This is a genomic window from Flavobacterium oreochromis, assembly GCF_019565455.1.
GTDB lineage: Bacteria > Bacteroidota > Bacteroidia > Flavobacteriales > Flavobacteriaceae > Flavobacterium > Flavobacterium oreochromis.
Window position 1 is genome coordinate 2,557,198 of sequence record NZ_CP067377.1, and the last position, 26,458, is coordinate 2,583,655.

A 26,458-nucleotide genomic window follows, 5' to 3' on the forward strand; every position below is an offset into this window, starting at 1 on the left:
TTTTTTAGAATAGCTTCAAACCTGTTGAAAGGAGTAGAATGGGATGTAAGACCTATAGGGAGAGATTGTGAAATTAATTTGTTAATTAGGGAGAGGAAATTTGAAGATCATTTGTTTTTACCACTTCTAAAAGAAAATTATGTGCTTTGTGTCCCAAATAATAATCCTTTAGTTGTTAAAGATTTTATTGAGATTAAGGATTTAAAAGACCAACCTTTTATTCATTGTCCACCTTGTGAAGCGCACCAACAAAGTCTAGCTATATTAAATAATTCAGGAGAAAAATGGAATACAATTGCTAATTGTGAAAATAAAAATGAAGTATTAACACTGCTTATGTCAGGGCTTGGTATTACATTTTTACCTGAAATTTTTGTAAGAAATTGGACTGGATTTAAGATAAAAAAATATAATGGTCCGAAAAATTTTAGAGAAATAGGGCTGTCATATCCTCATGGAAGTTTAAAAAATCCGCAGGTATCAATGCTAATAGAGTATCTTTCTAATACTATTGTTGATTTTGTAGTAGACTAAAAAATGATCTATATTAACTGATTAAGAGTTTACAGCAGAATTTGAACAAAAACAGAATCCAACCATTTGTTAAATTTAAAACCTGTTTCCTTAAGTTGTCCCACCTCTTGAAAGCCTAATTTTTTATGAAATGTAATACTTCCTGAATTTTCAGAGTCAATAACACCAATTAATGTGTGTAATTTTTTTTTTTTGCAATTTTAATAATTTCTCGTAAAAGAAGAGAACCAATTCCATTACCATGAAAATCTTTATGTACATATACTGAATGCTCAGCCGTAAATTGATACCCTATTTTAAAACGAAATAAGCCATAAGTCCCAAATCCTACTATTTTATTTTCCTTTATAGCAACTAAAAAAGGATGATTATTTAATTTTTTTTCTTCAAAAATCTTTTGTTGCTGTTCTAAAGAGCGAATATGATATTCCCAGATAGAAGTGCTATTTAAAATTTCATAATTCACTATTTCAAGAATTTCAGGAAGATCCTCATATTCAGCCTCTCTTATATAAATGGATGTTTTAGTCAAAATAATTAAAAATTTAGGACATGAAATTACAAAAAATTGCCGAGTTATTAGAATTTCTATTTATTTTTAATCTTGTTTTATACGGGATTATGACCTTTTTGGAAGTAGAGGTGTTAGAAGAATATCTACGCGGTATACGGATGCCCTTACTTTTTATATTATACATGATTACTTCTTCAAGAATCAATATTAACTTTTTATTGTGCTTGATATTGTTCCAGATAACCTCATCTTTATTTGCTGTAGAAGGAAAAGCAGCGTTTAAAATAGCAACGCTATTTTCTTTATTGTCAAAAATAGGGTTAATCTATTTAGTATTAGAGTTTATTGAGAAAAAATATAGAATGGCTATAGGAATCGCTTTAATACCATTATTTGTTTTGTATTTATATATGATATATTTTGTGTTTGATCAAGTACAAGATTATTATATTTATTGGGTTTTTAATTCGCTTTTAACCGCTTTTTTAGGAGCTGTTGGGGTTATAACGTATATAAATGAATCTAGGAAAGAAAATTTAATATTTCTTATAGGAACTTCTTTTTTGTAGTTCAGATGTCTTTATTTTTCTTTAACATGTTTTATTATAAATCCACTTTTTTACATAAAATGATTATCATTTCTTCTGCTTTAGCTTATTATATGATATATAAATTTTTAATTTTAAAAGAAAATGCTCAAAATATGACGATAAGTTAATACTTTTGCCGTAGAACATGAGTTTATTATAAGTTGAAATCTACCGCTATTTACCCCAGAATTCCTTTAGCACAAAGCATAATAGAAATATGTAAAAAAAAAGGATTAAATCACATAGTTATTTCTCCTGGTTCGAGAAACGCACCTTTGACTATAGGGTTTTCTAGTCAAACCGAATTTAATTGTTATAGTATAGTAGATGAACGTTGTGCAGGTTTTTTTGCATTAGGTTTAGCTCAACAGTTACGAAAGCCAGTAGTATTAGTTTGTACTTCAGGATCCGCTTTGTTAAACTATTACCCTGCTATTTCAGAAGCTTTTTATAGTCAAATACCCTTAGTGGTTATTTCAGCAGATCGTCCAGTTGATAAAATAGATATAGGAGATGGTCAAACGATTAGACAAGCTAATGTTTTTGCTAACCATATTTTATATAACGCAAATTTAGAAGAGATCTCTTCAGCTGAAAATGATAGACTAATACAAGAAGCATTGTTTTTTAGTAGTACTCAACAAGGGCCAGTTCATATTAACGCTCCTTTTGAAGAACCTTTATATGATACAGTTTCAGAATTAACAATTAAAACAACATGGTTTGATTTTGAATCAAAAATTGAAGATTTAGAACCTCTTGATCTTTTTGTAGAACAATGGAATAAAGCCCGTAAAAAAATAATTCTAATAGGAGAAACTCAACCCAATACAATTGAACCTCAGTACTTAGAAATTATAGCAAACGATCCATCCGTAATCGTTATGACCGAAGTGACATCTAATGTACATCATGAAAATTTTATTACTAATATTGATACAATTATAACTCCTTTTTCAGAAGAAGAATTTGAACGTTATCAACCTGAAATATTACTAACCATAGGAGGAATGATCGTGTCAAAAAGGATTAAAGCCTTTTTTAGGAAGTATAAACCCGATGCTCATTGGCATGTAGATCGCTTAAGAGCTTATGATACATATGGTTGTCTTAATAAGCATTTTAAAGAAACTCCCAATGTGTTTTTTAAACGTTTTTTAGAACGCACTTCTTATCATATAAGTACTTTTCAACAAGAATTACTAGCTGTTCGTTTACAAAGAGCAATATCCCATGATCTTTATTTAAAACAAATTCATTTTTCAGATCTAAAAGTTTTTCAAATTATTACAGAATTATTTCCGAAAAATATTCAATTACAAATAAGTAATAGTTCAGCAATACGATATGCGCAGTTATTTTCATTAAATCCAAGTATTCACGTTTATTGTAATAGAGGAACTAGTGGAATAGAAGGAAGTACTACAACAGCCATTGGAGCTGCCGTTTTAAATAAAAAAACAACTTATCTTATAACAGGAGATATTAGTTTCTTCTATGATAGTAATGCTTTGTGGAACCATTATATACCAGGTGATTTTAAAATTATTATAGTGAATAATGGAGGAGGAGGGATTTTTAGGATCTTACCAGGCCATCAAGAAAATGAAACATTTAATACTTTTTTTGAAACTTCACATAATTTAACAGCAGAGCATTTAGCTTCCATGTACGGTTTTTGTTATATTAAAGCAACGGATGAAAAACAGTTACGAGAGCATTGGAAAGAGTTTTCAACCCTGAATAAACCTGCTATATTGGAAGTTTTTACACCAGAAAAAATAAATAATGAAATTCTTTTACAATATTTTAAGAGTTTAAAATAATAGACTTTTTTTTTTTTTTAACTGTTTGTTTTAATATTTTTTTTATATTTGATAGATATACAATAACATAACTAGAAAAAATATGAGTAAAAGAGATGAACTGATTGAGAAATATACAGCTGATTTAAAAGAAAAATGCGGTGTAACCCCTGATGTAGAATTATTGACAAAAGTAGTTATAGGTTGCGGACCTTCTATTTATAATCAAGATTCATCTACAGTGTCAGGTTCACAACAATCAGAATTAGATACTGTAAAGAATAACTTTTTAATTAAAAAATTAGGTCTAGAAGATAGTCCAGAATTAGATGCCGCGATTGATAGTGTAATGGAGCAATACGGACGTTCTAATCGTAATAAATACCGTGCAGTTGTATATTATTTATTAACACTTCATTTTAAAAAGAAAGTGTTTATAATTAATCAGAAATTATAAAGTTTATAAATCCCGATTTTATCGGGATTTTTTATTTGTATCTTTGCAATTCTAAATTTTGACAGATGATTGAAATAGGAAAATTTAATACTCTAAAGATAACACGAAATACGAATGTTGGTTTATATCTAACAGATGGCGAAAAAGATGTTTTATTGCCTAATAAATATGTACCTAAAGAATATGAAATAGAAGAAGATATTGAAGTATTTGTGTACTTAGACCATGAAGAACGACCTGTAGCTACTACTTTAGAACCTTATATTTTTTTAAATGAATTTTCATTATTGAGAGTTAGTTATGTCAATAAATTTGGCGCTTTTATGGATTGGGGACTAGAAAAGGATTTATTTGTACCTTTTAAAGAGCAAGCTAGGCCGATGGAAGAAGGAAAAAGATATCTTGTTTATATGTATTTAGATCAACAAACGAATCGTTTAGTAGGGTCAAGTAGGTTAAATCAATTTTTAAGTAATCAAAATTTAAGTGTTGAAAATGGAGAAGAAGTTGATTTGATTGTTTCACATATTTCAGAAAAAGGTATTAATGTTATTATTAATGAAAAACATAAAGGCTTAATTTATAGAAATGAACTTTTTGAAGATTTAAGAACAGGAGATCGTATCATTGGATATGTCAAAAATATTCGTCCAGACGGAAAAATAGATGTGTCAAGACAACCGTTAGGATTTGAACGAATAGATACTTCAGCTCAAAAGATAATAGATGAATTAAAAAGAGGAAGAGGAATTTTAAAATTACATGATAATAGTAGTCCTGATGATATAAAAACAGTTCTACAAATGAGTAAAAAAACATTTAAAAAGGCTATAGGGACTCTTTATAAACAGAAAATGATTGAAATAAAACCTGATGGGATCTATTTAGTTAAAGAGTAATTAAGCTAAAAAAACGAGGTAAAAAAATTACCTCGTTTTTCATGAAATTTTTAAGCCTTATTTAAATATCTGAAAAAGATTATTATTTTTTCTTTTTATATAAAGGAATAAAATAAGTAATGCTATAATTCCAACCTGCCCCAAATTTTCCATCATATGTTTTGTTGAATCCAGGGATGTATAAGTTATTAAAATTTTCTGGTTTTTTTTCAGATAATAGGTAATTAATTCGCAAGCTAAAACCTGCATAAAAATTATTAAAAATTTTAGCTTTAATTCCAGCTACTACTTCAGCCCAATGAGCTGTTAGACCATTATAGTTTTTATTAATAATTACAGCATCTGCCTGAGGAAAATATCCAGCAGTATTGTATATTTTATAACTGTTTAATTCTTGATTAAAAGTAGAGAAACCATAGCGGAGTCCTAGATGAACTATATTTTCCATATCCAGCCAGTTTTGGTAAAAATTATGGTCAAATCCAACCTTAAAATAACTTCCATTTGTTGTGAAATTAAGGCGATTGTCTTCTGTTATTTTTTTTTCATTACCTATTTCAGCAGCTAAATACATTTTTTTGCTAACTCTATAATCTCCTACTAATTCTAATCCTCTGTAATTTTTATCAAAAATTGAACGGGTTAGTTTAGATAAATCAGCACCTATTCTAAAACCATAGCGCTCTGTTTTTTTTATCGTATCGTTTGTTTTTTCTTGTGCTTGACTACTTGCTAGTGAAAACACAATTAATAATAGACTAAAAGAAAATTTTGATATGTGTTTCATTTTCGTTTGCGATAGATGTTTTTTGTATGGTTACTTCTTGTATCCAATTTTTAGGTGTAGTTAATACAGCACCATTAGAGGTATCTAATGTGAATTCAGTTTTATATCCACAAGCTCTTGAAATATAAACATCATTACGAGTGTAATTTAGTTTTATTTGATCCTCTTTTTCTAAAGTAGTGTTTTTTGAATTAATTTTAAAGGTATAACTTACTTCGTTAGCATTTACTTTTAGAGGTAATTCAATTTTATTGCCACCTGTAAACTCTAAAGAATTCCCCATTCCTTCAGCAGTAATTTTTAAATCAGTTACGGTTTTAGGGTTTGTAGGGTTGTTATTATCAAAAAACTGAATAATCATTCTTGGCGTTGTAGGTGTTCCTTGTGGACAAATATCGTCTGGCTCACAATTATACAATCCCATGGAAAAAATGATTACAAATAAACCGAAAAGTATTTTTTTCATATAATTTTGAGTAATTAGTAATAAGTGATTAGCTAATAGTCTTGCTGATTACTTTTCATTATTTACTTTTTTTCTAATAAAACTACATTTTCAACATGATGTGTTTGAGGGAACATATCTACAGGGCGTACACGTGTTACCTTATACATACGATCCATTAAAGCTAAATCGCGCGCTTGAGTAGCAGAGTTGCAACTAACATATACTACTTTTTTAGGGGCAATTTTTAAAATTTGTTCTACTACATCTGCGTGCATACCATCACGTGGTGGATCTGTGATAATAACATCTGGATGACCATGTCTGGCTATGAATTCGTCATTAAAAACATTTTTCATATCACCTGTAAAAAACTCGCAATTAGTTATGTTATTGCGTTCTGCATTTATTTTTGCATCTGCTATGGCTTCAGGAACTGCTTCTACACCTATCACTTTTTTTGCTTTTTTAGAAACAAACTGCGCAATAGTACCTGTGCCTGTATATAAGTCATAAACTAATTCATTTCCAGTGAGTCCAGCAAAATCCCTAGTGATTGCGTATAACTCATAGGCTTGCTCAGAATTCGTTTGGTAAAATGATTTAGCATTAATGCTAAATTGTAAACCCTCCATTTCTTCTAAGATATGATCACGACCTTTAAATAAAATGATATCCTGATCATACAAAGTATCGTTTGCTTTTTGGTTGATTACATATTGTAACGAAGTGATAGCAGGAAAACGTTCTGCTAGGAAATTCATGATCAAATCAATTTCTTCTTTCTTATTGTCAAAAAACTGTATCAGTACCATGATTTCGCCTGTAGAAGCCGTTCGAATCATTAAGGTTCTTAACAGTCCTGAATGTTCTCTAGGATTAAAGAAGGCTAAATTATTTTGATTAGCAAAACGTCTAATCTCATTTCTGATTTCATTAGAGGGATCTTGTTGTAAATGGCATTTTTCTATATCTAAAATTTTGTCCCACATTTTTGGAATATGAAAACCAACAGCATTTTTATTATCAAATTCCTTTCCGCTGTTTATTTCTTCTTGTGTCATCCAGCGAGAGGAAGAAAAACCAAATTCCATTTTATTACGGTAAAAAAACTGTTTTTCAGAGCCTAAAATTGGCTCAAATTCAGGTAAGTCAATTTTACCAATACGTTTTAGGTTGTTTTCTACTTCTTGATGTTTGTATAATAATTGTTGGCTATATTTCATGTTTTGCCATTTACAGCCACCACAAACACCAAAATGTTCACATACTGGATCTACTCGATGTTCTGAATAGGAATGGAACTGGGTAGCTCTTCCTTCATAGTATGATTTACGTTTTTTAAAAGTTTGTACATCTACCACATCGCCTGGTACTACATTTGAAATAAAAATGACCTGACCTTCTGGGGCTTTTGCCACACATACGCCTTTTGCACCTGCATCAAGGACTTTTACGTTTTCGAATACGACTTGTTTATCTTTTTTTCTTCCCATAAGGCAAAGATAATAAATGAACTGAGATATTATGATTGTCTTCTAAGTCTTTAATAATAATTAGTTAATTGTGTTTTTTTACTAGGAAATGAATTAGAATTTGTTGAAAAAAATGTATATTGCGACTCTTTTTTTAGTTATATGTTAAAAAAAAGAGTAAATGTATCTTGTTTTTTAATGATAATTCAATTTTTATGAAGTTAAATTGTATGGAAATGAAAGAAATTGTTATTTCTTTGTTCTTTTTTTTGTTTTGTCTAGAATTGTCCGGGCAAACGACTATAAGAGAACATGAGGTTAGGTGTTATTCGACAGAGTATGAAAAACATTTGAGAGAAAAACATTCAAATAGAGCTACAACTGTAGAGTTTGAAAGTTGGATTAATAAAAAAATAGATTTACAAAAAAATCAACTTAATAAAGAAGAAAGAGTAGCTATTATAACAATTCCCGTTGTTGTGCATGTAATTCATAATGGTGATGCGTACGGCGAAAATGAAAATATAAGAGATGAACAAGTTTTTTCTCAAATTCAAGTTTTAAATGATGATTTTAGACGTAGAATTAACACAGCAGGATATAATACAAATCCAGTTGGAGCAGATGTAGAAATCCAATTTTGTTTAGCTAAGACTAATCCTGATGGAAATTTGACCAATGGTATTGATCGTGTAGATTTTGGAAGAGTGTTTTTTAATAAACATGCTATAGAAAATGAATTAAAACCCCGTACTATTTGGAATCCAGAAGAATATTTAAATATTTGGACTTGTGTTTTTGGAGATGATCTTATAAATGTTCAAGGTTATGCACAATTTCCTAGCTCATCAGGACTTTCTGGTTTAGGAGTTAACGAAGGGATTGCTTCAACTGATGGAGTTGTAATAGGATACAATAAATTTGGTTCTTCAGTTATATTTCCAGAAGGAGTATATAATGCTCCATATGATAGAGGAAGAACTACTACTCATGAAATAGGGCATTGGTTAGGTTTGTATCATATTTGGGGTGATAATTCAGATTGTACTTTAAATAATGATTTTTGTGCAGATACGCCTGTTTCGCTAAATCCTAACAGAGGTTGCCCTAAGAATGTAGATTCTTGTCCCTTAGATCGAGGAAAAGATATGGTTGAGAATTATATGGATTATACAGATGATATTTGTATGAATATCTTTACAAATGATCAAAAGAAACGAATTAGAACGGTATTAAAAAATGCAGAGAGAAGACGGAATTTAGAGCGTTCTACTAAATGTCAAGAACCTAATTTGATAGATGAGGATTTTGGAATGTTAAGTAAAATTTCAATTTATCCAAATCCTGTTAATGCTGAATTAACTATTGCTATGCCTAATGAGGATGAGTTACCAGAAGCATATGTATTATTAAATTCAATTGGTCAAGAAGTAGCTGCTAAGAAGGATCTTAAAATAGAAGATTTAAAATTAGTTGTTAGTCATTTGACAAATGGAATATATTTCTTAAAAGTTCAAAAAGCAGGTAAGAAGGTAACTTTAAAATTTGTTAAAAAATAATATTTATTGAAACTATATATCAAAAGCCTCCATAATAAGATGGAGGCTTTTTTGTTTGCACACTATTTTGAAAAGGAAAGAAATTAAATGATCTTTGTTGATAAATAAATTCATGTATATGAAAAAATATCTAGTATTGCTTCGCGGAATCAACGTTTCAGGACATAATATGATAAAAATGGATGAGCTCAAAACTTTATTAGAGGGGATGGGATTCGTAAATGTATTAACCTATATTCAATCAGGTAATGTTTTTATTGAGTCTGAAGAAGAAAATGAACTTTCTATTGGTTTTAAAATCAAGCAAGAAATTTTTAAACAATGGGGCTACGAAGTGCCTGCTATGGTGTTAAAAAAAGAAGATTTAGAAAAAGCTTTAATTAATAATCCTTATTTAAAAGTGCATAACGCAGATACAACTAAAATTTATTTTAGTTTTTTAAATAAAAAATTAGGAGCACAAGCAATTCATGATTTAAAAATGAGTCAGGTAAAACCAGATGAAGCAACTATTGATGAAAATCGTATTTATTTGAAATATGATAAAGGAGCAGGAAAAACTAGATTAGATAATAAATACATTGAGAAAAAATTAAATGTACTCTCTACTATACGAAATTATAATACCGTAAGTAAGTTGTTAGAAATGTTTTAAAAGTGATAATATGACGGATCGTGAAATAGAATCATGGGTGGACTCAACAGAAGTAGAGTCTCGAACTATAGGACAGCGAGTGGCAGATCAGGTAGCTAGTTTTGGTGGTAGCTGGATATTTATTATTTCTTTTTTAATTTTTTTATTAACTTGGATAGTAATCAATGTATTTTTTTGATGAATAAAGGATTTGATCCTTATCCGTTCATATTATTAAACCTTATATTATCCTGTATTGCTGCTTTACAAGCTCCTATTATTATGATGAGTCAAAACAGACAAGAAGAAAAAGATAGAGAACGAGCTAAAAAGGATTTTTATGTCAACTTAAAAGCAGAACAAGAAATTCGGTTATTGCAGGATAAATTAGATCATATTCTAGCACATCAACATGAAGAATTATTGCATATTCAAAAGAACAAATAACATTATTAAAAGAAATTAATCAAAAAATAATAAGGATAGAAAAACAAGGTAAAAAAATTTCCTAAAATATACACTCATAGAGAGGAATCACATAATATTTATTATGAGACTCCTCCTGTTATTTGAGTAATAAGAGGCTATTGATTTTTTACTTTTGGGACAGACTCTTGTTGTCTAATGTGCGAATGAAGCTTATTAAATTTTTAATTTCTACTTGAGATAAATGCAATGAGTCTTCAGCTAAAGTTTGATTTTTAATAGTGATGCCAATACCTTTTCCTCCACCTTTATTATAGAAATTAATAACTTCTTCTAATCTGTTAAAAACACCGTTGTGCATATATGGATAAGTGATAGAAGTATTACGAACTGTTGGAGTTTTAAAGGCATATTTTTTTAGAGGAGCTTTGGTTATATGATATTCACCTAAATCAGGATCTATTATTTTTGAATTGAATGCTATAGGGACACCTATTACTTCACTTTCTGTTTTTTGATAAAGAGGAGGAACACTACCATTAAACAAAGGGAAAAAATGGCAAGTAGCACATTTAGCTTTTCCCATAAAAAGATTGAACCCCTTTTTCTCTTCGGTATTTAAGAATGCTTTTCCTCTTAAATAATTGTCAAATTTTGAATCTAATGGGGAAAGACTTCTAATAAAACTAGCTATTGAATTTAGTAAATGTTCTGCTGTTATATTTTTTGAATCAGGAAATACTTTTTGAAAAAGATTCTTATAGGTTGTGTTTTTATTAAGTTTTATCAATGCTAACTGAAAACTACCATGCATTTCATCTTGGTTGTTAATAACTGCTTTAGCCTGATCTTCTAAATAATTAATCCGTCCATCTAAAAATTGCGTATTTTGTAACCCTGCATTTAATAAAGTGGGGGTATTTCGTGATTTTTGATCTTGTAATGCTTTTGTTTTGTGATCAGCATAAGCTTTATTAGGGATATGGCAACTAGCGCAAGCAATTTGGTTATCTCCACTTAATAATTTATCAAAAAAAAGTTGTCGTCCCAATTCGATCTGATTTTTCTTTGGATTTCTATTGTATGAAGGAGCGAAATGATTTGGGTTAAAGGCTTCTAGTTCGAAAGGTGTTTCTTTTTCAAAATTTAATGCCCCTACATAGGGATTATTCTTGATTTTTAATTCATGCTGTAAACGGAAGATATGTTTATAAATAGGTTTTGCATATTGAGTAATAAAACAAGCACGATCAAAAGTGTTAAATTGATTGTTTTTTTTAATGTAAGCGATTGCTTGACTAATACTAATATTTAAAGGTTTGTCAAATTTAAAACAATTCATATAGCCTTGAATTCCTCTTAAAGCACTTTGTGTTTCGGGTAGTGAATGTAAAGCAATAGGAGAATCAAATCCTGTGATGCCTAAACTTAGAAGACGTAGTAATTGTAATTTTTGAATTTCAAAAATATTACGCTCACTAAGTTGTAAATTATTTATTTGATCGTTTATAATGACTAGGTATCCTTTGAGAATTCCTATGTTTTCAATTAAAAGAGTTTTGTTAATCTTTTGGTTAAATACTATTTCTTCAATTTTTTGAAAACCTGTAGCATATTCTACCTTTCGATTAATGTCATTTATTTCGTTTTCATCTATAGGAGCACCATTGATTTTAAGAAAGCTGCTTGGGAAATAAAAGGCAATGAATTCTTCTGTTTTTTTAAAAGCTAATCGTGTTTTTTTAAATTGATATTGTAATTGATCTGCTGATACATTTTTTTTAGTAATTTTTTCAAAATTGTTTACTTCTGTATTAAACTGTTTAAAATTATATTTAAGTAGATTTTGAGTGTTTTCTATGCTTTGTATTGGTTGATATTTTTCTTTTTATAAGAGAAAAAGAATAAAAAGACAATTAAAAGGATTAAATTTCTCATGGAAAGATTAGAATAAATGTAAAATAGAGAAAACTTAGATTGTATTTTAATCTAAGTTTCTTCGTTTAGTTTGAAAAATTATTGAGAAGTATTTATCGCGGTAAACCATTAATTAAAATAACTTGACTACCTTGTTTTTCATCTGGACGTAGACCTCCTCCGTCTTTACCTTTAAAATCCTCTTTTTCCCAAGAATGAGGTTGAATAGAAAGCATAAATGTGTTTTCCTTATTAATTATGTCAGAAATATCAATTAAAGCTCCATATTCCCAAGAACCTTTAGAAGATTTAGCACCTAAGTATTTATTAGAAATGTCGTTACGTCTGTGATCTAATTCAAAAACTATTTTTAAAGTTTTTTTTGCAATGTCATATTGATAAATGTACGCGTCATGTGATTCATCTCCATATCCATTAGCGTCTTCTTGTAAGTATACATAATTTTTAGTGACACAGATATTATCAATATTTTGGAATGTTTTAGCTAATCCTGATTTGTTATCTCCATCTAGCATAACTGTTAATTTACCCTTTAAAGGATTAATCGGGTCTAATTCTAAACGATACAATCTTCCGTATTTTGTACGTGAATTATTTGCATTTACTCCTGTGTTATTTTGACCTGTAACATTAAAGTAAATTTCTCTTTCTTTTCCTACTGTTTTATTCCAGTCAATATCTTCTACACGTCCAAAAACAATAGCATTTGCAGCTTGTGCAGCTTGGTTGTTTTGTAGACCAGTATTAGTTTTAATATTAGTAATTTCTACAAATTCGATCTCGTAGGTATTGTTTTCAGTCATTTTAGTTTCAATAGATTCATTATTTGTACGTTTAATAACATATACTTTTCCGTTATTTAAATCACCTAATGTAGATTTGTACATTACTAATTGTCCCCCATAATCTTTATTATCATCATCACCAATCATAATGATTGTTTGACCTGGGTAAGCATTTTTAGATAAAGGAACAGCATTTTCGGCACTCCATCTACCAAAAGCAGGAATTGTTTTAGGAACGTGTGCATTTACTTTTGTGTCAGTTGGCGTTATTTTATGTACAAGTGATTCGCTGTCACTTTCTCCACAAGTTAAGAATAAAGGACCAAAACCATGTATTTCAGGCGTTGCTAAAGTAGCAGAGCATAATCTTGTTCCTGAACCTTTAGAGTTCAAAACATATTCTCCAGTAATAGGCTTAAATGTTTTATCAAATGTTATCTTAGATACTGAAAAATTATCCTCATTGTTTACTAAAAAAGTAAATGTTCCATCAATATTTTTTATAAGTCCTGATCCATCCGCAGTACCTCCAAAAGTAAAATCAGGTGAATTAGTAAATCTATCTTCGCTTGAAAATAAAGAATACGTTTGAATAGTTGAAAACTCAGGCATCGTTTTTATGAGTGCTGGAGTTAGTGAATGATTTTTGAATTCAATAGTTGTGTTTTCAACAGGTAGTTCATCAGTTGTGTTTTCATTCTTATTACAAGCTGCTAATGTTGCCATAACAAAAGATGTAAACATCATGTTTTTTAAGTTCATAAATTTATTTTTTGTTTTGACAAACCTACAGGCTTTATGTTAGCTGAATGTTTAACTTCTTTTTAAAGATTGTTATTTTACTATTTATTTAAGGTTAAAATATTTAAGTCTTTGTTATCGAAATGTTTCGAAGTAAATATTAGATGTTTGAAAGTGAATTGTTTGGAAAATGATAATAGAAATTTGTACTTTTGACAATTATAGGGTTGATTTCTCGCCTGTAAGAAGGAATTGCGATTTTACCAATCAATAACAAGTATTATGTCAGTTTTAGAAAAATTAAGTTCAGCTGAAGCAATTGCATTAGAAGATAAACATGGAGCACACAATTATCATCCACTACCAGTGGTATTAAGTAGAGGAGAAGGTGTTTATGTTTGGGATGTAGAAGGAAAAAAGTATTATGATTTTTTATCGGCTTATTCTGCCGTAAACCAAGGGCATTGCCATCCGCGTATTGTTGGTGCTATGGTAAAACAAGCTCAAACTTTAACTTTAACCTCTAGAGCATTTTATAATGATCGATTAGGTATTTATGAACAATACGTAACTAAGTATTTTGGTTTTGATAAAGTATTACCAATGAACACGGGGGCTGAAGCAGTTGAAACAGCTTTAAAATTATGTCGTAAATGGGCATATGAAAAAAAAGGAATCAATGAAAATGAAGCTCAAATAGTTGTTTGTGAAAATAACTTTCACGGAAGAACAACTACTATTATATCTTTTTCAAATGATGAAAATGCTCGTAAAAATTTTGGACCTTATACCTCTGGATTTATTAAAATAGCATATGATGATTTAGAAGCATTAGAAAACGCAATCACATCATCACCTAATATTGCAGGGTTTTTAGTAGAACCTATTCAAGGAGAAGCAGGAGTATATGTGCCAAGTGAAGGGTATTTAGCTAAAGCTAAAGCATTATGTGAAAAACATAATGTCTTATTTATAGCAGATGAGGTTCAAACAGGAATCGCTCGTACTGGGAAACTATTAGCAGTTCATCATGAAAATGTGCAGCCAGATATCTTGATTTTAGGTAAAGCTTTATCAGGAGGAGCTTACCCTGTGTCTGCTGTATTAGCCAATGATCCTATTATGAATGTTATCAAACCAGGTCAGCATGGTTCTACTTTTGGAGGAAATCCAGTAGCAGCAGCAGTAGCAATTGAAGCTTTAGAAGTAGTAAAAGACGAAAAATTAGCAGAAAATGCAGAGCGTTTGGGTCAAATTTTTCGTGAAGAATTAGCCAAATTTATTGAAACATCTAATGTAGCTACTTTAGTTCGTGGCAAAGGTTTGCTAAACGCTGTCGTAATCAATGATACAGAAGAAAGCGATACGGCTTGGAATATTTGTGTTAAATTAGCAGAAAGTGGATTGTTAGCTAAACCAACACATGGCAATATTATTCGTTTTGCCCCGCCATTAGTAATGAATGAAGAACAATTAAAAGATTGTGTTTCTATAATTATTTCAACTTTAAAAGAGTTTGAAAAATAAAAAGTAACTTAAGAAGCTGTCCCAAAAGTAAAAAATAGCATATTATTTGCTGTTTTCGCGTAATAAAAAGTCTTATGCTTATATATTAGTATTTGATTCTTAATTTAGTTGAAATCATAAGATTACGGGCTTTTCGGACAGTTTTTTTACATTCTATATCTTAATATAGTAAGGAAAAACTATATGTAATACATCCTAATAACTGAATAACCTTTGAAAATAAATTAAATTAGTGTTATTAGTATAGAAAAGAATTATACAAAATAATGGAAGATATATTGAAAGAGTATTATCCATCATATTCCCTTTTGGTAGCAATATAAAAATTCTTCTCTTTGTGCTCCAAAATAAATAAGAATCAACTTTAAAAACCATTTTATATCAAGGAATATAAAATTTTTTATGATTTATTTTTATTGTACTAAAATCTACTTCTTCGTAAAATTAAATATTTAGTTTTTATTTTTGTGAAAAAATAAAAGAATTATGTTTTCTAAAGGAGATAAAGTTTCAGTTTTAGATGATAATATTAATGGGGTGGTAATTAAGACTGCTGTAGATCAAGTTTGGATAGAAACAGAAGAAGGTTTTCAGTTACCCTTTAGAAGTAGTGAATTAATTTTGATAGGAGAATCTGGATTGGATTTTTCTAAAACAAATTTTTATGCTGTAAAAAAGAAAAAGAAATTGCCAAACCTAAAAATTTTATTAGAGACAAAAAATCTAAAAAAGATGAAACTGTTTTAGAAGTAGATTTGCATATAGAAAAGCTAGTACAAACTACTAAAGGGATGAACAATTATGATATTTTGAATATTCAGATTGAAACAGCTCAGAGACAACTGGATTTTGCAATCAAAAATAGAATACAAAAAGTAGTGTTAATTCACGGAGTTGGAGAAGGTGTCTTGAAAGCTGAATTAGACTTTTTATTAAGCAGGTATAGTTATATCAGCTTTCAAGAGGCTAGTTTTCAGAAATATGGTTTTGGTGCAACAGAGGTATACATTAACCAAAAAAACTTTTTATAAATTAATTTATGATCTCACCAAATTCGTAATCTCCATCAGGATTTGGACTATAGATTTTAATTCCGTTTTTAAAAGTTACTTTTCTAAGTTTAATTACATGGCGGTAAGTAGATGTGGTTTGTTGTGTCGTTTCTACTATTATGATACCATTTGTATCTGTTATACCTTCTTGTGCGATCCATTCTTCTGTAAGGCTTGGATTTGTAGGGGGTATTGATTGACAAAAGAAATTGCTATTTAATCCGCCATTGTATATTCTATAAGATACTTTATTTGTAGTATTTATTAATGCTGTTTTTGTACCAATAGTTTGATGCTTGTATAGACTAGGGTCAATGTCTAGTAATAAAGCATTATTGTTGTTGTACTTAAATATAAGATTGTTGCCAGAACAGTTTTGCATTACAGCATTTTTGTAATCAAATTTTAAATCAACAACATCTGTTGAGTAATTTCCAAAAAGATACTGATCATATACAAGTTGCTTGTTTGGTGTGTTGAAAGTTATATTTTTGAAAAGTATTTTATGATTATAACCAACTATTTTTGATGGATCGTTAGTTGAAATTATTTTGGTAGAAGTAATTTCAATAGTTCCTCCTGATACAGTCCATTGTTCCGCAATTGGAATATTTCCTGTTGAACAAATTTCGTTACTACTAATTGTAGAGTAAAATTTTTTATATATTAAATTATTTCCTGTTCCAATAGTGTAAGTTTTAACACCTTCTTCATTTGGAAAACTTGTTTCAGGAGTAATAAATATAAGTGCTTCTTTGTCGTTAATTTTGTATAAAGTATTGATATTGTTGCATTTTAGAACAGAAACATTACTGAAGTTAAACGTGTCTTCTATTATATTTCCATCATCACAAGCAGTAAGTAATATTAATGAAGTTAGTAAAAACCAAAAATTTCTCATATTATTTAAATTTTAAACAAAAATACAATTTTAAATTTTTAATCAAAGATATTGTTATATTTGGATCGCTAACCAAATAGATTTATGAATTCACAAGTAACAAAAACAAATTATCCAGCTTTATATACCTTGGTAACCGTTTTCTTTTTTTGGGGTTTTATTGCTGCTGGAAATAGTATTTTTATTCCATTCTGTAAAAATTATTTCTCCCTAGATCAATTTCAGTCTCAATTAATAGATTTTGCTTTTTATACAGCTTATTATTTGGGGGCTTTATTATTATTTGCCTTTGGAAATGCAAGAGGAAAAGATATAGTAGGTAGTTGGGGTCATAAAAAAGTATTATTTATGGATTATTATTTTCAGCTTTAGGAGCAGGAGCTATGATTTTAGCTGTAAAAGGAAGTGTATATGAAGGAATGTTAGTAGGCTTGTTTATAGTCGCATTAGGTTTTTCTTTACAGCAAACAGCAGCCAATCCATTTGCTATCCTATTAGGAGATCCTAAAACAGGGGCAAGTAGAGTAAATTTAGGAGGGGGTATTAATTCATTAGGAACGACGATTGGACCAATAATAGTAGCTTTGGCTTTGTTTGGTACCACTGCTTCTGTTTCTGATGATCAAATAAAGCATTTAGAGTTAGATAAAGTAATCTTTCTTTATGTTTGTGTTGGTTTGCTTTTTGTAGGGTCGGCTGGATTATTTTATTTTTCAAAAAAAGTACCTTCGGGAGTTTCTAATGAGTCAATGGAGAAAGCAAATAAGGCACTAACAACATTAGTTGTTATGACTATTCTTTTAGCAGCATGTTTTACATTAATTTTTAAATCCTATCAAAACGTAAATGATTTAAATACAATTCAATTATTAGATTTAAATCAATATAGAATGAATTGGTTAATAGGAGCATTAATGGTAGTATTAGGAGGTGTTTTCTATTCGTATACATCTGCTAAGAAAAATCCGGAAGGTTGGGGTGCAATGCAGTATCCTCAATTAGTGTTAGGAATGCTTGCTATTTTTGTTTATGTAGGAGTTGAGGTGGCTATAGGAAGTAATTTAGGAGAATTGTTGAAATTGCCTGAATTTGGAAGTTTACAATCTTCAGATATAGCGCCTTATATCTCTATGTATTGGGGAAGTTTGATGATAGGACGTTGGGCAGGAGCAATTAGTGTTTTTAATTTAAAAGAAAATCAAAAAAAGATAGCATTAATTATAGTTCCTTTAGTTGCATTTGGAATTATATTAGGTGCTAATATGTTGTCTGGTAAAGATATGAAGCCATTGTATTTTTATGTTTTATGTGTCTTTATGCAAATAATAGCTATGTTTCTATCTAAAGATAAGCCCGCTAAAACACTTATGATTTTTGCTTTGTTTGGTTTAGTAGCCATGTTGGTAGGATTGCTTTCTACAGGAATAATTGCCGTTTATGCCTTTTTAGCAGGTGGTTTAGCTTGTAGTATTATGTGGCCCGCAATTTTTAGTTTGTCTATTTTTGGTTTGGGAAAATATACCTCACAAGGTTCTGCTTTTTTAATTATGATGATATTAGGAGGGGGAATAATTCCTCCTATACAAGGAAAAATATCCGATTTAATAGGAATACATAACTCGTATATAGTAGCTGTTATTTGCTTTGCTTACTTAACCCTCTTTGCAATTTTGGTAAAAAAAATACTTAAAAACCAAAATATAGATGTAGATGCAATAGAGGTGAAGGAAGGTCATTAAAAACTTAAAGAAATACTAATATTAAATTAAGGATGAAAGGAATTAAGTACTTTTATCCTTTTTTATTAATCAGAATTTAATTATATCATGAACTTTAATAAATATTTTGTAGCTGCTTTCTCTTCTTTTTTTATATGGGGATTTTTTAGTTTGGCTATAAAAATGCTCAATAATTATTCTTCCTTAGACATCCTGTTTTACCGTGTATTTTATGCAGCCTTCTTGTTGTTAATTGTTAATTTATTGTTTAGAAAACAAGTTCTTTTAAATGACTTTAAAATATTTAATCAATTTGAAAAAACGACTAAAAGGAAAACAGTTTTTTTAACAATTTTTGGAGGATTATTGTTGGTTTTAAATTGGTTCTTGTTTATGTATTGTGTAAACCATATTAGTATACAGTCAGCATCATTTGCTTATCTAATTTGTCCTATAATTACAACAGTTCTAGCATATTTTGTATTAAAAGAAAACTTAAATAATTGGCAATGGATGGCGGTTGTATTGTTTGTTATAAGTTGTAGTATTTTATCATATGGTCATATTCGGGATTTATTTTATTCTTTAATTATAGCTTCAACTTTTGCTTTGTATTTGATAAGTCAGAGGAAAAATAACCAGTTTGATCGTTTTGTAATCTTAACGATTCAGTTGTTTATTTCATCTTTAATATTGTTGCCTTTTTATTTTGTTTATAAGTCTGAAACCCCAACAGTATCGTTGTTTTGGGGAGTAATGACTTTTATAGTTGTTTTGTTTACTATAATTCCTTTGTTTTTAAATTTGTATGCTCTTAAAGAGATAGATTCAAAAACAGTAGGTGTTCTAATGTATACGAATCCATTAATTAATTTCTTCTTAGCATTATTCTATTTTAAAGAAAAGATGAATTTAATGCAGTTAACTGCATATTTATTGATAATAATTGCAATTATATTATTTAATGCTAATTATTTTGTAAAAAACAAAAGATAGAAAATCTGTTTAAAACTTAATTTATTTGTTAAATTAATGGGTGTAAATTCATTTTTTATTCTTTGTTTTTAGTGTATTGATTTATTTTTTAATAAAATAGTTGATTTTTTTTATTTTTATAAATAAAAACTTTATAGATTTGCAAAAAATAATTTAAAAAACCAACCAATTATGAAAAAATCAATGAAAGTAAGCACTCTGTTGTTGGGTGTGGCTACATCAGTAGCTTTTTTTTCTTGTTCTAAGGAGAAAGAAACAGTGACTAATCAAGAAGAGGCAACAATTGTAGAGCAAGCGACAGGTCTTGAGCATGATTGTAGTTATGTTGATGCTTATTGGCCTGCTTCAGCTACTCTTTCTACAACTTTAAGTTCTGGAGCAGGAACATCAGCAGATGTTACTTTGATGAATAATCAAAACACAGCAATTAAAACTTTTTGGAGAGGAACCTCTGTAGCAGCTCCAACATTTAGATTTGTAAAAAATGGTACTAATTGGAGTTCTACTTATAATGCAATCTCTTATAGTACAGGAAAAATTTATTATGGAGAAGGTATCTTTAGAGATGCAAAATTAAAAGATGCGTCAAATTTAGTTAACGTAATGATTTTAGCTCATGAGTATGGGCACCAGTTGCAATACGCATTTAATTTGCCTTCTAAAAAAGAAACAACTGCTAGACCTAATGAATTAGAAGCTGATGGGATGGCTGGATATTATTTAAGAAGAGGTTATGGTAAGTCAACTTACTCTCAAATAGCTACAGCTTATGAATTTGCTTATGCAATTGGAGATTTTCAAACAACAAGCGCTGGTCATCATGGTACACCAGCACAAAGACGTTCAGCAGTTCGTTTAGGGTTTTTATTAGCAGATCCTACAAATGCTAAATTGACAGCAGCTCAATTCGATTCTAGTTTCTTTTACTATTATGATGGGGTATTAGCAGGTACTTATAAATTAGCTAAACCAGAAGGGATGAGTTTAGAAGGACATCAGTTAATTATGAGTAAAATGGCAGAGTTACAAAAAATTCAATCAGGAGAAATGTCTGATAATGAATATTTCAATTTATAATAAATTTAGTTAATTTTAATTTTTTAAACCAACTATTTTCGGATAGTTGGTTTTTTTCTTTATGTTAAATTTTGAGTATTGTTTAGTTTTATATTCTTTCGTTTTGAATAGCAAAAAAAAAGATTTAGTTTTAAAATAAGAAAATTCAATTAGATTTTGATTCTAGATGAAATCATTAAAGCATTTTTTTCTGTTTTTTTGTCAAAATTTAAATTAAAAAATAGTTGTTTTTTGTCATTTTGTCATAAATATTTTATTAGATACTGACAAACGATACGGTTTTCCGTATTGGCATAATCCTTGTCATTTTCGAAAATGTGTTACAAGCAGAACTGCTGATAAAGGCAGTGAATTGAAAAATGAATTAAAAATTAAGGAGAATTATATTATGAGTAAAATTATTGGAATCGACTTGGGTACTACTAACTCATGTGTAGCAGTAATGGAAGGTGGAGAACCGGTTGTAATTGCAAACGCAGAAGGTAGAAGAACTACTCCGTCAGTAATTGCTTTTGTTGAAGGAGGAGAAATTAAAGTAGGGGATGCTGCAAAACGTCAAGCAGTAACTAACCCAACTAAAACCATTGCTTCAGTTAAGCGTTTTATGGGTAACAAATACTCTGAAAGTGCTAAAGAAGCATCTACTGTGGCTTATAAAGTAGTGAAAGGAGATAACGATACACCACGTGTAGATATTGATGGTCGCTTATATACACCACAAGAATTATCAGCTATGACACTTCAGAAAATGAAGAAAACAGCTGAAGATTATTTAGGACATGCAGTAACAGAAGCGGTTATTACAGTTCCAGCTTATTTTAACGATGCACAACGTCAGGCTACTAAAGAAGCAGGAGAAATTGCAGGTTTAAAAGTAATGCGTATCATTAACGAGCCTACAGCTGCAGCTTTAGCTTACGGTTTAGATAAGGCCGCTCATGACAAAAAGATTGCTGTATACGATTTAGGTGGAGGTACTTTTGATATCTCAATCTTAGAATTAGGAGACGGTGTATTTGAAGTATTATCTACTAATGGTGATACGCACTTAGGAGGAGATGATTTTGATCAAGTAATCATTGATTGGTTGGCAAATGAATTTCAATCAACTGAAGGTCTAGATTTACGTCAAGACCCAATGGCTTTACAACGTTTGAAAGAAGCAGCTGAAAAAGCTAAAATTGAATTATCAGCTTCTGCTCAAACAGAAATAAACCTGCCTTATATTACAGCTACAGCTTCAGGGCCTAAGCACTTAGTGCAAACTTTAACTCGTGCTAAATTTGAACAATTAGCAGATACATTAGTGAAACGTTCAATGGAGCCAGTAGCTAAAGCATTAAAAGATGCTGGTTTATCTACATCAGATATTGATGAAGTAATCTTAGTAGGAGGTTCTACTCGTATCCCAGTTATTCAAGAACAAGTAGAAAAATTCTTTGGGAAAAAACCTTCTAAAGGAGTAAATCCAGATGAAGTAGTAGCAATTGGAGCAGCTATTCAAGGAGGTGTATTAACAGGAGATGTTAAAGATGTATTATTATTAGATGTTACACCACTTTCATTAGGTATTGAAACAATGGGAAGTGTAATGACAAAATTAATAGAGTCTAATACAACAATTCCAACTAGAAAATCACAAGTTTTCTCAACGGCAGTAGATAATCAACCATCAGTGGAAATTCACGTATTACAAGGTGAAAGACCAATGGCTAATGATAACAAAACAATCGGTCGTTTCCATTTAGATGGTATTCCACCAGCACCAAGAGGAGTTCCTCAAATTGAAGTAACTTTTGACATTGATGCTAATGGTATTATTAAAGTTTCAGCTACTGATAAAGGAACAGGAAAATCACATGATATTCGTATCGAAGCTTCTTCAGGTTTAACTCAAGAAGAAATTGAAAGAATGCGTAAAGAAGCTGAAATGAATGCTGAAGCAGATAAATTAGCTAAAGAAAAAGCTGATAAATTAAATGAAGCAGATAGTATGATTTTTCAAACTGAAAAACAATTAGCTGAGTTTGGAGATAAATTATCAGAAGGAAATAAATCAGTAATTGAAGGAGCTTTAACTGAATTAAAAGCAGCATATGAAACTAAAGAAATTTCTGCAATTACTCCAGCATTAGATAAAATTAATGAAGCTTGGAAAAATGCCTCTGAAGAATTATACAAAGCACAAGCTGAAGGTCAGCAAGCAGCTCAAGGGCAACCACAAGCTGATGCTAATGGAGGTGATGCTACTCAAGATGTAGAGTTTGAAGAAGTAAAATAATAAGTATTATTTATTACTGAATATAAAATAGACTGTCAAAAATGACAGTCTATTTTTTTATTAAATTAATAACTATTTTAAAATTTTATTTTTCTTCCTCGAAAGTTTATAAGTAATAAATGTTTTAGATATAAAAATGCAGAGAAATAAAAATACTTAATTTTATCTGACAGCAATCATAGAAATTTCAATATTTACATTTTTAGGAAGAGTCGCAACCTGTACTGTTTCACGAGCAGGAGCAGTAGCTTCTTCAAAATATTTTCCATAAACGGAGTTAATTTTTGCGAAATCACCCATATTCATGATGAAAATAGTAGTTTTAATTACATTTTCAAAGCTCATATTTGCAGCTTCAAGTACAGCTTTTAAATTCTGCATTACTTGTTCTGTTTCCTCTTCAATTGAAGTTAATATTAATTCACTACTTTCTGGGTTGATAGCAATTTGTCCAGATGTATATAAAGTATCTTTAATCAAAACAGCTTGACTATAAGGTCCAATTGGGGCAGGTGCTTGTTCTGTAAAAATTATTTTTTTCATATCCTTGTTTAAATTATTATAGTCTTCTGTCTGGTAAACTTCTTTTATCCCATTTAATGTCACTTAACATAGATGAGCTGATTCCTATGAAAAAATACCATGAGGCTCTATCTCCAAAAGGATTCCATTGAAAATCCATACGCCAGCTTAGTAAATCCCTTTGAAAACGTAATTGAGTATAAGTAACACCTTTTTGTACAAAATCATACCCAGTTGAGATTCCTGTTTTCCATCTAGGAGTAAGATCTATATTTCCTGATACCATTAATGAGTTTTGTGTAATAGTATTTTCTCTTTTATTATTAGAGTAAGTCAATGAATAGGCAAGATTAAGATTCCATGGAATTATAGAATGATAAAAGCCTTTGAAATTAGATGATTCATCTCCTTCTTTTTTATCGAAAGGATTTTGATTTCGGTTGCTAAAATCATTTGAACTACCAAAAAGATCATCTGCTCTACCACCATTTCTAAGTCCAGAATTGTTTAAGTTATTTTGTTCTGGTTTTCCTTTACCTCCTAATTCGTTACTATTAATAGAGTAATTTAAGGTAATGTTAGCACTAGTCATGCGAAATAAACTTCCTCCGTTATTGATATTCATTTTATCAATCATGTTACCTTTGCTATTAATAGCGTATGGGTTTAGAGTCATACCAAAGTTAACATTTAGTTTGTTTTTAAGTAAATTAGTTCCTCCACTTATTCGTAAAGGAGACCATTTTAAGGAGTCAGCATTAATGTTATAATTCGTAGATAAGTTTAAATTGTTGATTAAAATAATTTTTTTTGGAGCTGTTTTAGTAGAATCTTTATCTCGTACTTTAGCTTCAAAAACATTACTTATAGAGAAAGATAAATTATTATTTCTTATGTTAGAAGGGCTTGAAAAAATTCCTTTTTCAAAGCGAGTGTAACTTGCCATTCTTCCGCTACCATCAATAGCGTATGTATCGTAATATTTTTCAAAACTAGGGGTGTATGAATAACCAATGTTTGGACGCATTGTATGTCTTATAGATTGAATCTTTCCTGTTTTTTTAAAATTAAAAGTTCCATAAATTGTAGTTCCTACGCTACTTGAGAAATCATAAGTTCTAAAGGAGTCAAAGCCTGGTTTTTCAATATCTTCTACTTTTTTAAGAGTTGTATTGTATTGTTTTCTTATTGTTTTAAAATACCAGGTTTCATTGAAATTAGAAGAGGCCGTAATACTGAAATATTTAAGAACTTTAAAATTAGTGCTAATAGGGATGTTATGCTGGATTCCATTTTGCATATTTTTAAACATAGCAGGTTTAAAAAATAAAGAATCTGTTGTTTGTACACGATTTTCACCTCGTAAACTATAAGTGAAATTTAAATTTTTAATAATTCCTTTTTTAGTGCCTATTTTCGGAGCAAAAGGGAATATACGATCTACACCTGCTTGTAGGGTGGGAAGCGTCATGTTAATTTGTCTTGTATTAGTGTTTTGTGAGTGTGAGGCTGTTAGAGATAGGTTTACTTGTGGAGTCCAATTAAATGTTTTTCCATATGAAATAGACGAACTTAAAGTGTTGTTTAAAAAATTGGAAGTATTTAATTGATTAAATGATTGCTGGTAGTATTTGCTACTACCTAAATTTACTGATGCAGAAAAGCGTGAGTTAGGTGTTGCCTTAGCATCTGGAGAATGATTCCATTGTAAATTATAAAGAGTAGATTTGCCATAACCTGGTAGACCTCTTTCTCCACTTATTTGATTTTCATATCTAAAATTAAAATTACCTCTATATTTATATCGCTTCGCGTAATTTGTTTCAGCTCGCAAACCATAGCTGCCATTGGTAAAATAGTCTCCTAATAAGGCTAAATCTAAATTGTTACTAATTGCAAAATAATAGCCTCCATTTTGTAGGGAATATCCTTGCGCATTATTTTGGCCAAAAGTAGGCATTATAATCCCTGAAGTAGCTTGTTCTGTCATAGGGAAAAAGGCATAAGGAATACCTATTGGTGTAGGTACATCTGCAATTACCATATTTGTTAAGCCTGCTACTATCTTCTTTTTAGGTACAAATTTTATTTTGCGCGCTAAGAAATAATACTCAGGATTGTCTAAGTTTTTAGATGTTGTAAATCTTGCATTTTTTATAAAAAAAACAGAATCGTTTTCCCTTTTTGTAACTTCCCCTTTTATTTTGAATTCTCCTTGATCTGTTCTAGAATTCCAAATGAGAGCTTTTTTGGTTTTAAAATTAAAACGAATTGAATCAGGTTCTACAATATTATTACCCTGTTTGAAAATAGGGTATTGAGTGTATTTACCTGTTGAATCTTTTAATCTACCAGCATATACCTCGTCCTTGTTATAATTGATAACGATGATGCCTGATTTTAGTTCTATGTCCTTGTACTTAACTTCTGCTTCGTCTTTTAGAATAGCAAGTTTTTTTTTGTTATCTAACTTAACAGAGTGTTTTGATTTGTATAAAATTTTACCTTCTAAAAAAGATTTTTTCTTTTTATGCTATCTTTATCTTTAGGAGTCTCTTCTTTTTATTTAAAATATTAGAATTAACCTTTGTGCTATCTTTCTGTTTTACAGATAGTAGGCTAGAGTTTTTTTGGGGTAGCTCCTGTGATTGTAGGGTTTGACTACAAACTGTTATTAAAAAGGAACTAAAACGATGTAAAATAAGTTTGTACGCAAAGCTATAAATACTATTTTTGTAAAAATATGGCTTAATTTTTGAAGCCACAAACTTACAGTTATTTTTATAAATAAGTAA

The 26,458-nt window shown here is 29.8% G+C and carries 21 protein-coding genes and 3 pseudogenes; 15 read left to right on the plus strand and 9 right to left on the minus strand.

The window, feature by feature from the left end; translation table 11 throughout:
- Window positions 1-24 precede the first annotated feature (24 nt).
- Window positions 25-534 carry a LysR family transcriptional regulator substrate-binding protein gene (locus JJC03_RS12285; protein WP_235873397.1) on the plus strand — a complete coding sequence of 170 codons (510 nt, stop codon included), beginning with the start codon at window positions 25-27 and terminating at the stop codon, window positions 532-534.
- 29 nt (window positions 535-563) lie between these two features.
- Here the strand turns inward: JJC03_RS12285 and JJC03_RS19245 are convergent.
- Window positions 564-1,000: pseudogene (locus JJC03_RS19245) on the minus strand (GNAT family N-acetyltransferase).
- Between the two features lie 86 nt (window positions 1,001-1,086).
- Between JJC03_RS19245 and JJC03_RS12295 the strand changes: the two are divergent.
- The 4 genes from JJC03_RS12295 (at window position 1,087) to JJC03_RS12310 (ending at window position 4,799) form a co-directional block, all read left to right on the plus strand.
- Complete coding sequence (locus JJC03_RS12295; RefSeq protein WP_235873398.1) at window positions 1,087-1,617, plus strand: hypothetical protein; 531 nt, start codon at window positions 1,087-1,089, stop codon at window positions 1,615-1,617.
- 182 nt (window positions 1,618-1,799) lie between these two features.
- Window positions 1,800-3,464 (plus strand): 2-succinyl-5-enolpyruvyl-6-hydroxy-3-cyclohexene-1-carboxylic-acid synthase, encoded by a 1,665-nt coding sequence (menD, locus tag JJC03_RS12300; RefSeq protein WP_235873399.1) that lies wholly within the window; start codon window positions 1,800-1,802, stop codon window positions 3,462-3,464.
- A gap of 82 nt (window positions 3,465-3,546) precedes the next feature.
- The gene (locus tag JJC03_RS12305) at window positions 3,547-3,900 is read left to right on the plus strand and encodes a DUF2853 family protein (RefSeq protein ID WP_235873400.1); all 354 of its coding nucleotides are present in this window, start codon (window positions 3,547-3,549) and stop codon (window positions 3,898-3,900) included.
- 65 nt (window positions 3,901-3,965) lie between these two features.
- Entirely contained in the window at window positions 3,966-4,799 is an 834-nt protein-coding gene (locus JJC03_RS12310) for a CvfB family protein (protein WP_088397918.1), read from the plus strand.
- A gap of 82 nt (window positions 4,800-4,881) precedes the next feature.
- Here the strand turns inward: JJC03_RS12310 and JJC03_RS12315 are convergent, their stop codons facing one another.
- The 3 genes from JJC03_RS12315 to rlmD form a co-directional block, all read right to left on the minus strand.
- Window positions 4,882-5,586, minus strand: a complete 705-nt coding sequence (locus JJC03_RS12315) for a DUF6048 family protein (RefSeq protein WP_235873401.1) — start codon at window positions 5,584-5,586, stop codon at window positions 4,882-4,884.
- Window positions 5,558-6,052, minus strand: a complete 495-nt coding sequence (locus tag JJC03_RS12320; RefSeq protein ID WP_088397920.1) for a DUF6452 family protein — start codon at window positions 6,050-6,052, stop codon at window positions 5,558-5,560. The genes JJC03_RS12315 and JJC03_RS12320 overlap by 29 nt, the downstream gene beginning before the upstream one ends.
- Before the next feature lie 62 nt (window positions 6,053-6,114).
- Entirely contained in the window at window positions 6,115-7,527 is a 1,413-nt protein-coding gene (gene rlmD, locus JJC03_RS12325) for a 23S rRNA (uracil(1939)-C(5))-methyltransferase RlmD (RefSeq protein WP_088444767.1), read from the minus strand.
- Between the two features lie 215 nt (window positions 7,528-7,742).
- On the opposite strand from rlmD, the gene JJC03_RS12330 reads away from it, so the two are divergent.
- The 3 genes from JJC03_RS12330 (at window position 7,743) to JJC03_RS19250 (ending at window position 10,146) form a co-directional block, all read left to right on the plus strand.
- Complete coding sequence (locus tag JJC03_RS12330) at window positions 7,743-9,065, plus strand: M43 family zinc metalloprotease (RefSeq protein WP_165624261.1); 1,323 nt, start codon at window positions 7,743-7,745, stop codon at window positions 9,063-9,065.
- Window positions 9,066-9,183: 118 nt separating this feature from the next.
- A complete protein-coding gene (locus tag JJC03_RS12335) occupies window positions 9,184-9,720 on the plus strand; it encodes a DUF1697 domain-containing protein (protein ID WP_088444768.1) in 537 nt (178 codons plus the stop codon).
- A gap of 177 nt (window positions 9,721-9,897) precedes the next feature.
- Window positions 9,898-10,146 (plus strand): DUF1003 domain-containing protein, encoded by a 249-nt coding sequence (locus tag JJC03_RS19250; protein ID WP_374226231.1) that lies wholly within the window; start codon window positions 9,898-9,900, stop codon window positions 10,144-10,146.
- Window positions 10,147-10,294: 148 nt separating this feature from the next.
- Here the strand turns inward: JJC03_RS19250 and JJC03_RS12345 are convergent, their stop codons facing one another.
- Complete coding sequence (locus JJC03_RS12345) at window positions 10,295-11,467, minus strand: cytochrome-c peroxidase (protein WP_235873402.1); 1,173 nt, start codon at window positions 11,465-11,467, stop codon at window positions 10,295-10,297.
- Window positions 11,468-12,155: 688 nt separating this feature from the next.
- Window positions 12,156-13,610 (minus strand): hypothetical protein, encoded by a 1,455-nt coding sequence (locus JJC03_RS12350; RefSeq protein WP_088397926.1) that lies wholly within the window; start codon window positions 13,608-13,610, stop codon window positions 12,156-12,158.
- 261 nt (window positions 13,611-13,871) lie between these two features.
- On the opposite strand from JJC03_RS12350, the gene rocD reads away from it, so the two are divergent.
- From rocD to JJC03_RS18895, 3 genes are all read left to right on the plus strand, one after another.
- The gene (gene rocD / locus JJC03_RS12355; protein ID WP_088397927.1) at window positions 13,872-15,116 is read left to right on the plus strand and encodes an ornithine--oxo-acid transaminase; all 1,245 of its coding nucleotides are present in this window, start codon (window positions 13,872-13,874) and stop codon (window positions 15,114-15,116) included.
- Between the two features lie 486 nt (window positions 15,117-15,602).
- The gene (locus JJC03_RS18890; protein WP_309597655.1) at window positions 15,603-15,863 is read left to right on the plus strand and encodes a DUF8465 domain-containing protein; all 261 of its coding nucleotides are present in this window, start codon (window positions 15,603-15,605) and stop codon (window positions 15,861-15,863) included.
- A 44-nt stretch (window positions 15,864-15,907) separates the two neighbouring features.
- Entirely contained in the window at window positions 15,908-16,147 is a 240-nt protein-coding gene (locus JJC03_RS18895; RefSeq protein ID WP_309597656.1) for a Smr/MutS family protein, read from the plus strand.
- Between the two features lies 1 nt (window position 16,148).
- Here the strand turns inward: JJC03_RS18895 and JJC03_RS12365 are convergent, their stop codons facing one another.
- A complete protein-coding gene (locus JJC03_RS12365; protein ID WP_088397929.1) occupies window positions 16,149-17,069 on the minus strand; it encodes a hypothetical protein in 921 nt (306 codons plus the stop codon).
- Window positions 17,070-17,153: 84 nt separating this feature from the next.
- Here JJC03_RS12365 and JJC03_RS12370 point away from each other — a divergent pair.
- From JJC03_RS12370 to dnaK, 4 genes and pseudogenes are all read left to right on the plus strand, one after another.
- A pseudogene (locus tag JJC03_RS12370) lies at window positions 17,154-18,808 on the plus strand (MFS transporter).
- Window positions 18,809-18,895: 87 nt separating this feature from the next.
- Window positions 18,896-19,783 carry an EamA family transporter gene (locus JJC03_RS12375; RefSeq protein WP_235873403.1) on the plus strand — a complete coding sequence of 296 codons (888 nt, stop codon included), beginning with the start codon at window positions 18,896-18,898 and terminating at the stop codon, window positions 19,781-19,783.
- Between the two features lie 171 nt (window positions 19,784-19,954).
- Entirely contained in the window at window positions 19,955-20,860 is a 906-nt protein-coding gene (locus JJC03_RS12380; RefSeq protein WP_088397932.1) for a neutral zinc metallopeptidase, read from the plus strand.
- 388 nt (window positions 20,861-21,248) lie between these two features.
- A complete protein-coding gene (gene dnaK, locus JJC03_RS12385; RefSeq protein ID WP_088397983.1) occupies window positions 21,249-23,141 on the plus strand; it encodes a molecular chaperone DnaK in 1,893 nt (630 codons plus the stop codon).
- Between the two features lie 162 nt (window positions 23,142-23,303).
- Here dnaK and JJC03_RS12390 read toward each other — a convergent pair whose 3' ends face one another.
- Together JJC03_RS12390 and JJC03_RS12395 are read right to left on the minus strand one after the other, a co-directional pair.
- Window positions 23,304-23,684 carry a RidA family protein gene (locus JJC03_RS12390; RefSeq protein WP_235873404.1) on the minus strand — a complete coding sequence of 127 codons (381 nt, stop codon included), beginning with the start codon at window positions 23,682-23,684 and terminating at the stop codon, window positions 23,304-23,306.
- Window positions 23,685-23,700: 16 nt separating this feature from the next.
- Window positions 23,701-26,430 (minus strand): annotated as a pseudogene (locus JJC03_RS12395) (putative LPS assembly protein LptD).
- Window positions 26,431-26,458 lie beyond the last annotated feature (28 nt).

Coding starts and splice junctions, on each gene's coding strand:
- JJC03_RS12295 (WP_235873398.1), top strand. CDS start 1,087: ATGAAATTACAAAAAATTGCCGAGTTATTAGAATTTCTATTTATTTTT.
- JJC03_RS12305 (WP_235873400.1), top strand. CDS start 3,547: ATGAGTAAAAGAGATGAACTGATTGAGAAATATACAGCTGATTTAAAA.
- JJC03_RS12310 (WP_088397918.1), top strand. CDS start 3,966: ATGATTGAAATAGGAAAATTTAATACTCTAAAGATAACACGAAATACG.
- JJC03_RS12315 (WP_235873401.1), bottom strand. CDS start 5,586: ATGAAACACATATCAAAATTTTCTTTTAGTCTATTATTAATTGTGTTT.
- JJC03_RS12320 (WP_088397920.1), bottom strand. CDS start 6,052: ATGAAAAAAATACTTTTCGGTTTATTTGTAATCATTTTTTCCATGGGA.
- rlmD (WP_088444767.1), bottom strand. CDS start 7,527: ATGGGAAGAAAAAAAGATAAACAAGTCGTATTCGAAAACGTAAAAGTC.
- JJC03_RS12330 (WP_165624261.1), top strand. CDS start 7,743: ATGAAAGAAATTGTTATTTCTTTGTTCTTTTTTTTGTTTTGTCTAGAA.
- JJC03_RS12335 (WP_088444768.1), top strand. CDS start 9,184: ATGAAAAAATATCTAGTATTGCTTCGCGGAATCAACGTTTCAGGACAT.
- JJC03_RS19250 (WP_374226231.1), top strand. CDS start 9,898: ATGAATAAAGGATTTGATCCTTATCCGTTCATATTATTAAACCTTATA.
- JJC03_RS12345 (WP_235873402.1), bottom strand. CDS start 11,467: ATGAATTGTTTTAAATTTGACAAACCTTTAAATATTAGTATTAGTCAA.
- JJC03_RS12350 (WP_088397926.1), bottom strand. CDS start 13,610: ATGAACTTAAAAAACATGATGTTTACATCTTTTGTTATGGCAACATTA.
- rocD (WP_088397927.1), top strand. CDS start 13,872: ATGTCAGTTTTAGAAAAATTAAGTTCAGCTGAAGCAATTGCATTAGAA.
- JJC03_RS18890 (WP_309597655.1), top strand. CDS start 15,603: ATGTTTTCTAAAGGAGATAAAGTTTCAGTTTTAGATGATAATATTAAT.
- JJC03_RS18895 (WP_309597656.1), top strand. CDS start 15,908: ATGAACAATTATGATATTTTGAATATTCAGATTGAAACAGCTCAGAGA.
- JJC03_RS12365 (WP_088397929.1), bottom strand. CDS start 17,069: ATGAGAAATTTTTGGTTTTTACTAACTTCATTAATATTACTTACTGCT.
- JJC03_RS12375 (WP_235873403.1), top strand. CDS start 18,896: ATGAACTTTAATAAATATTTTGTAGCTGCTTTCTCTTCTTTTTTTATA.
- JJC03_RS12380 (WP_088397932.1), top strand. CDS start 19,955: ATGAAAAAATCAATGAAAGTAAGCACTCTGTTGTTGGGTGTGGCTACA.
- dnaK (WP_088397983.1), top strand. CDS start 21,249: ATGAGTAAAATTATTGGAATCGACTTGGGTACTACTAACTCATGTGTA.
- JJC03_RS12390 (WP_235873404.1), bottom strand. CDS start 23,684: ATGAAAAAAATAATTTTTACAGAACAAGCACCTGCCCCAATTGGACCT.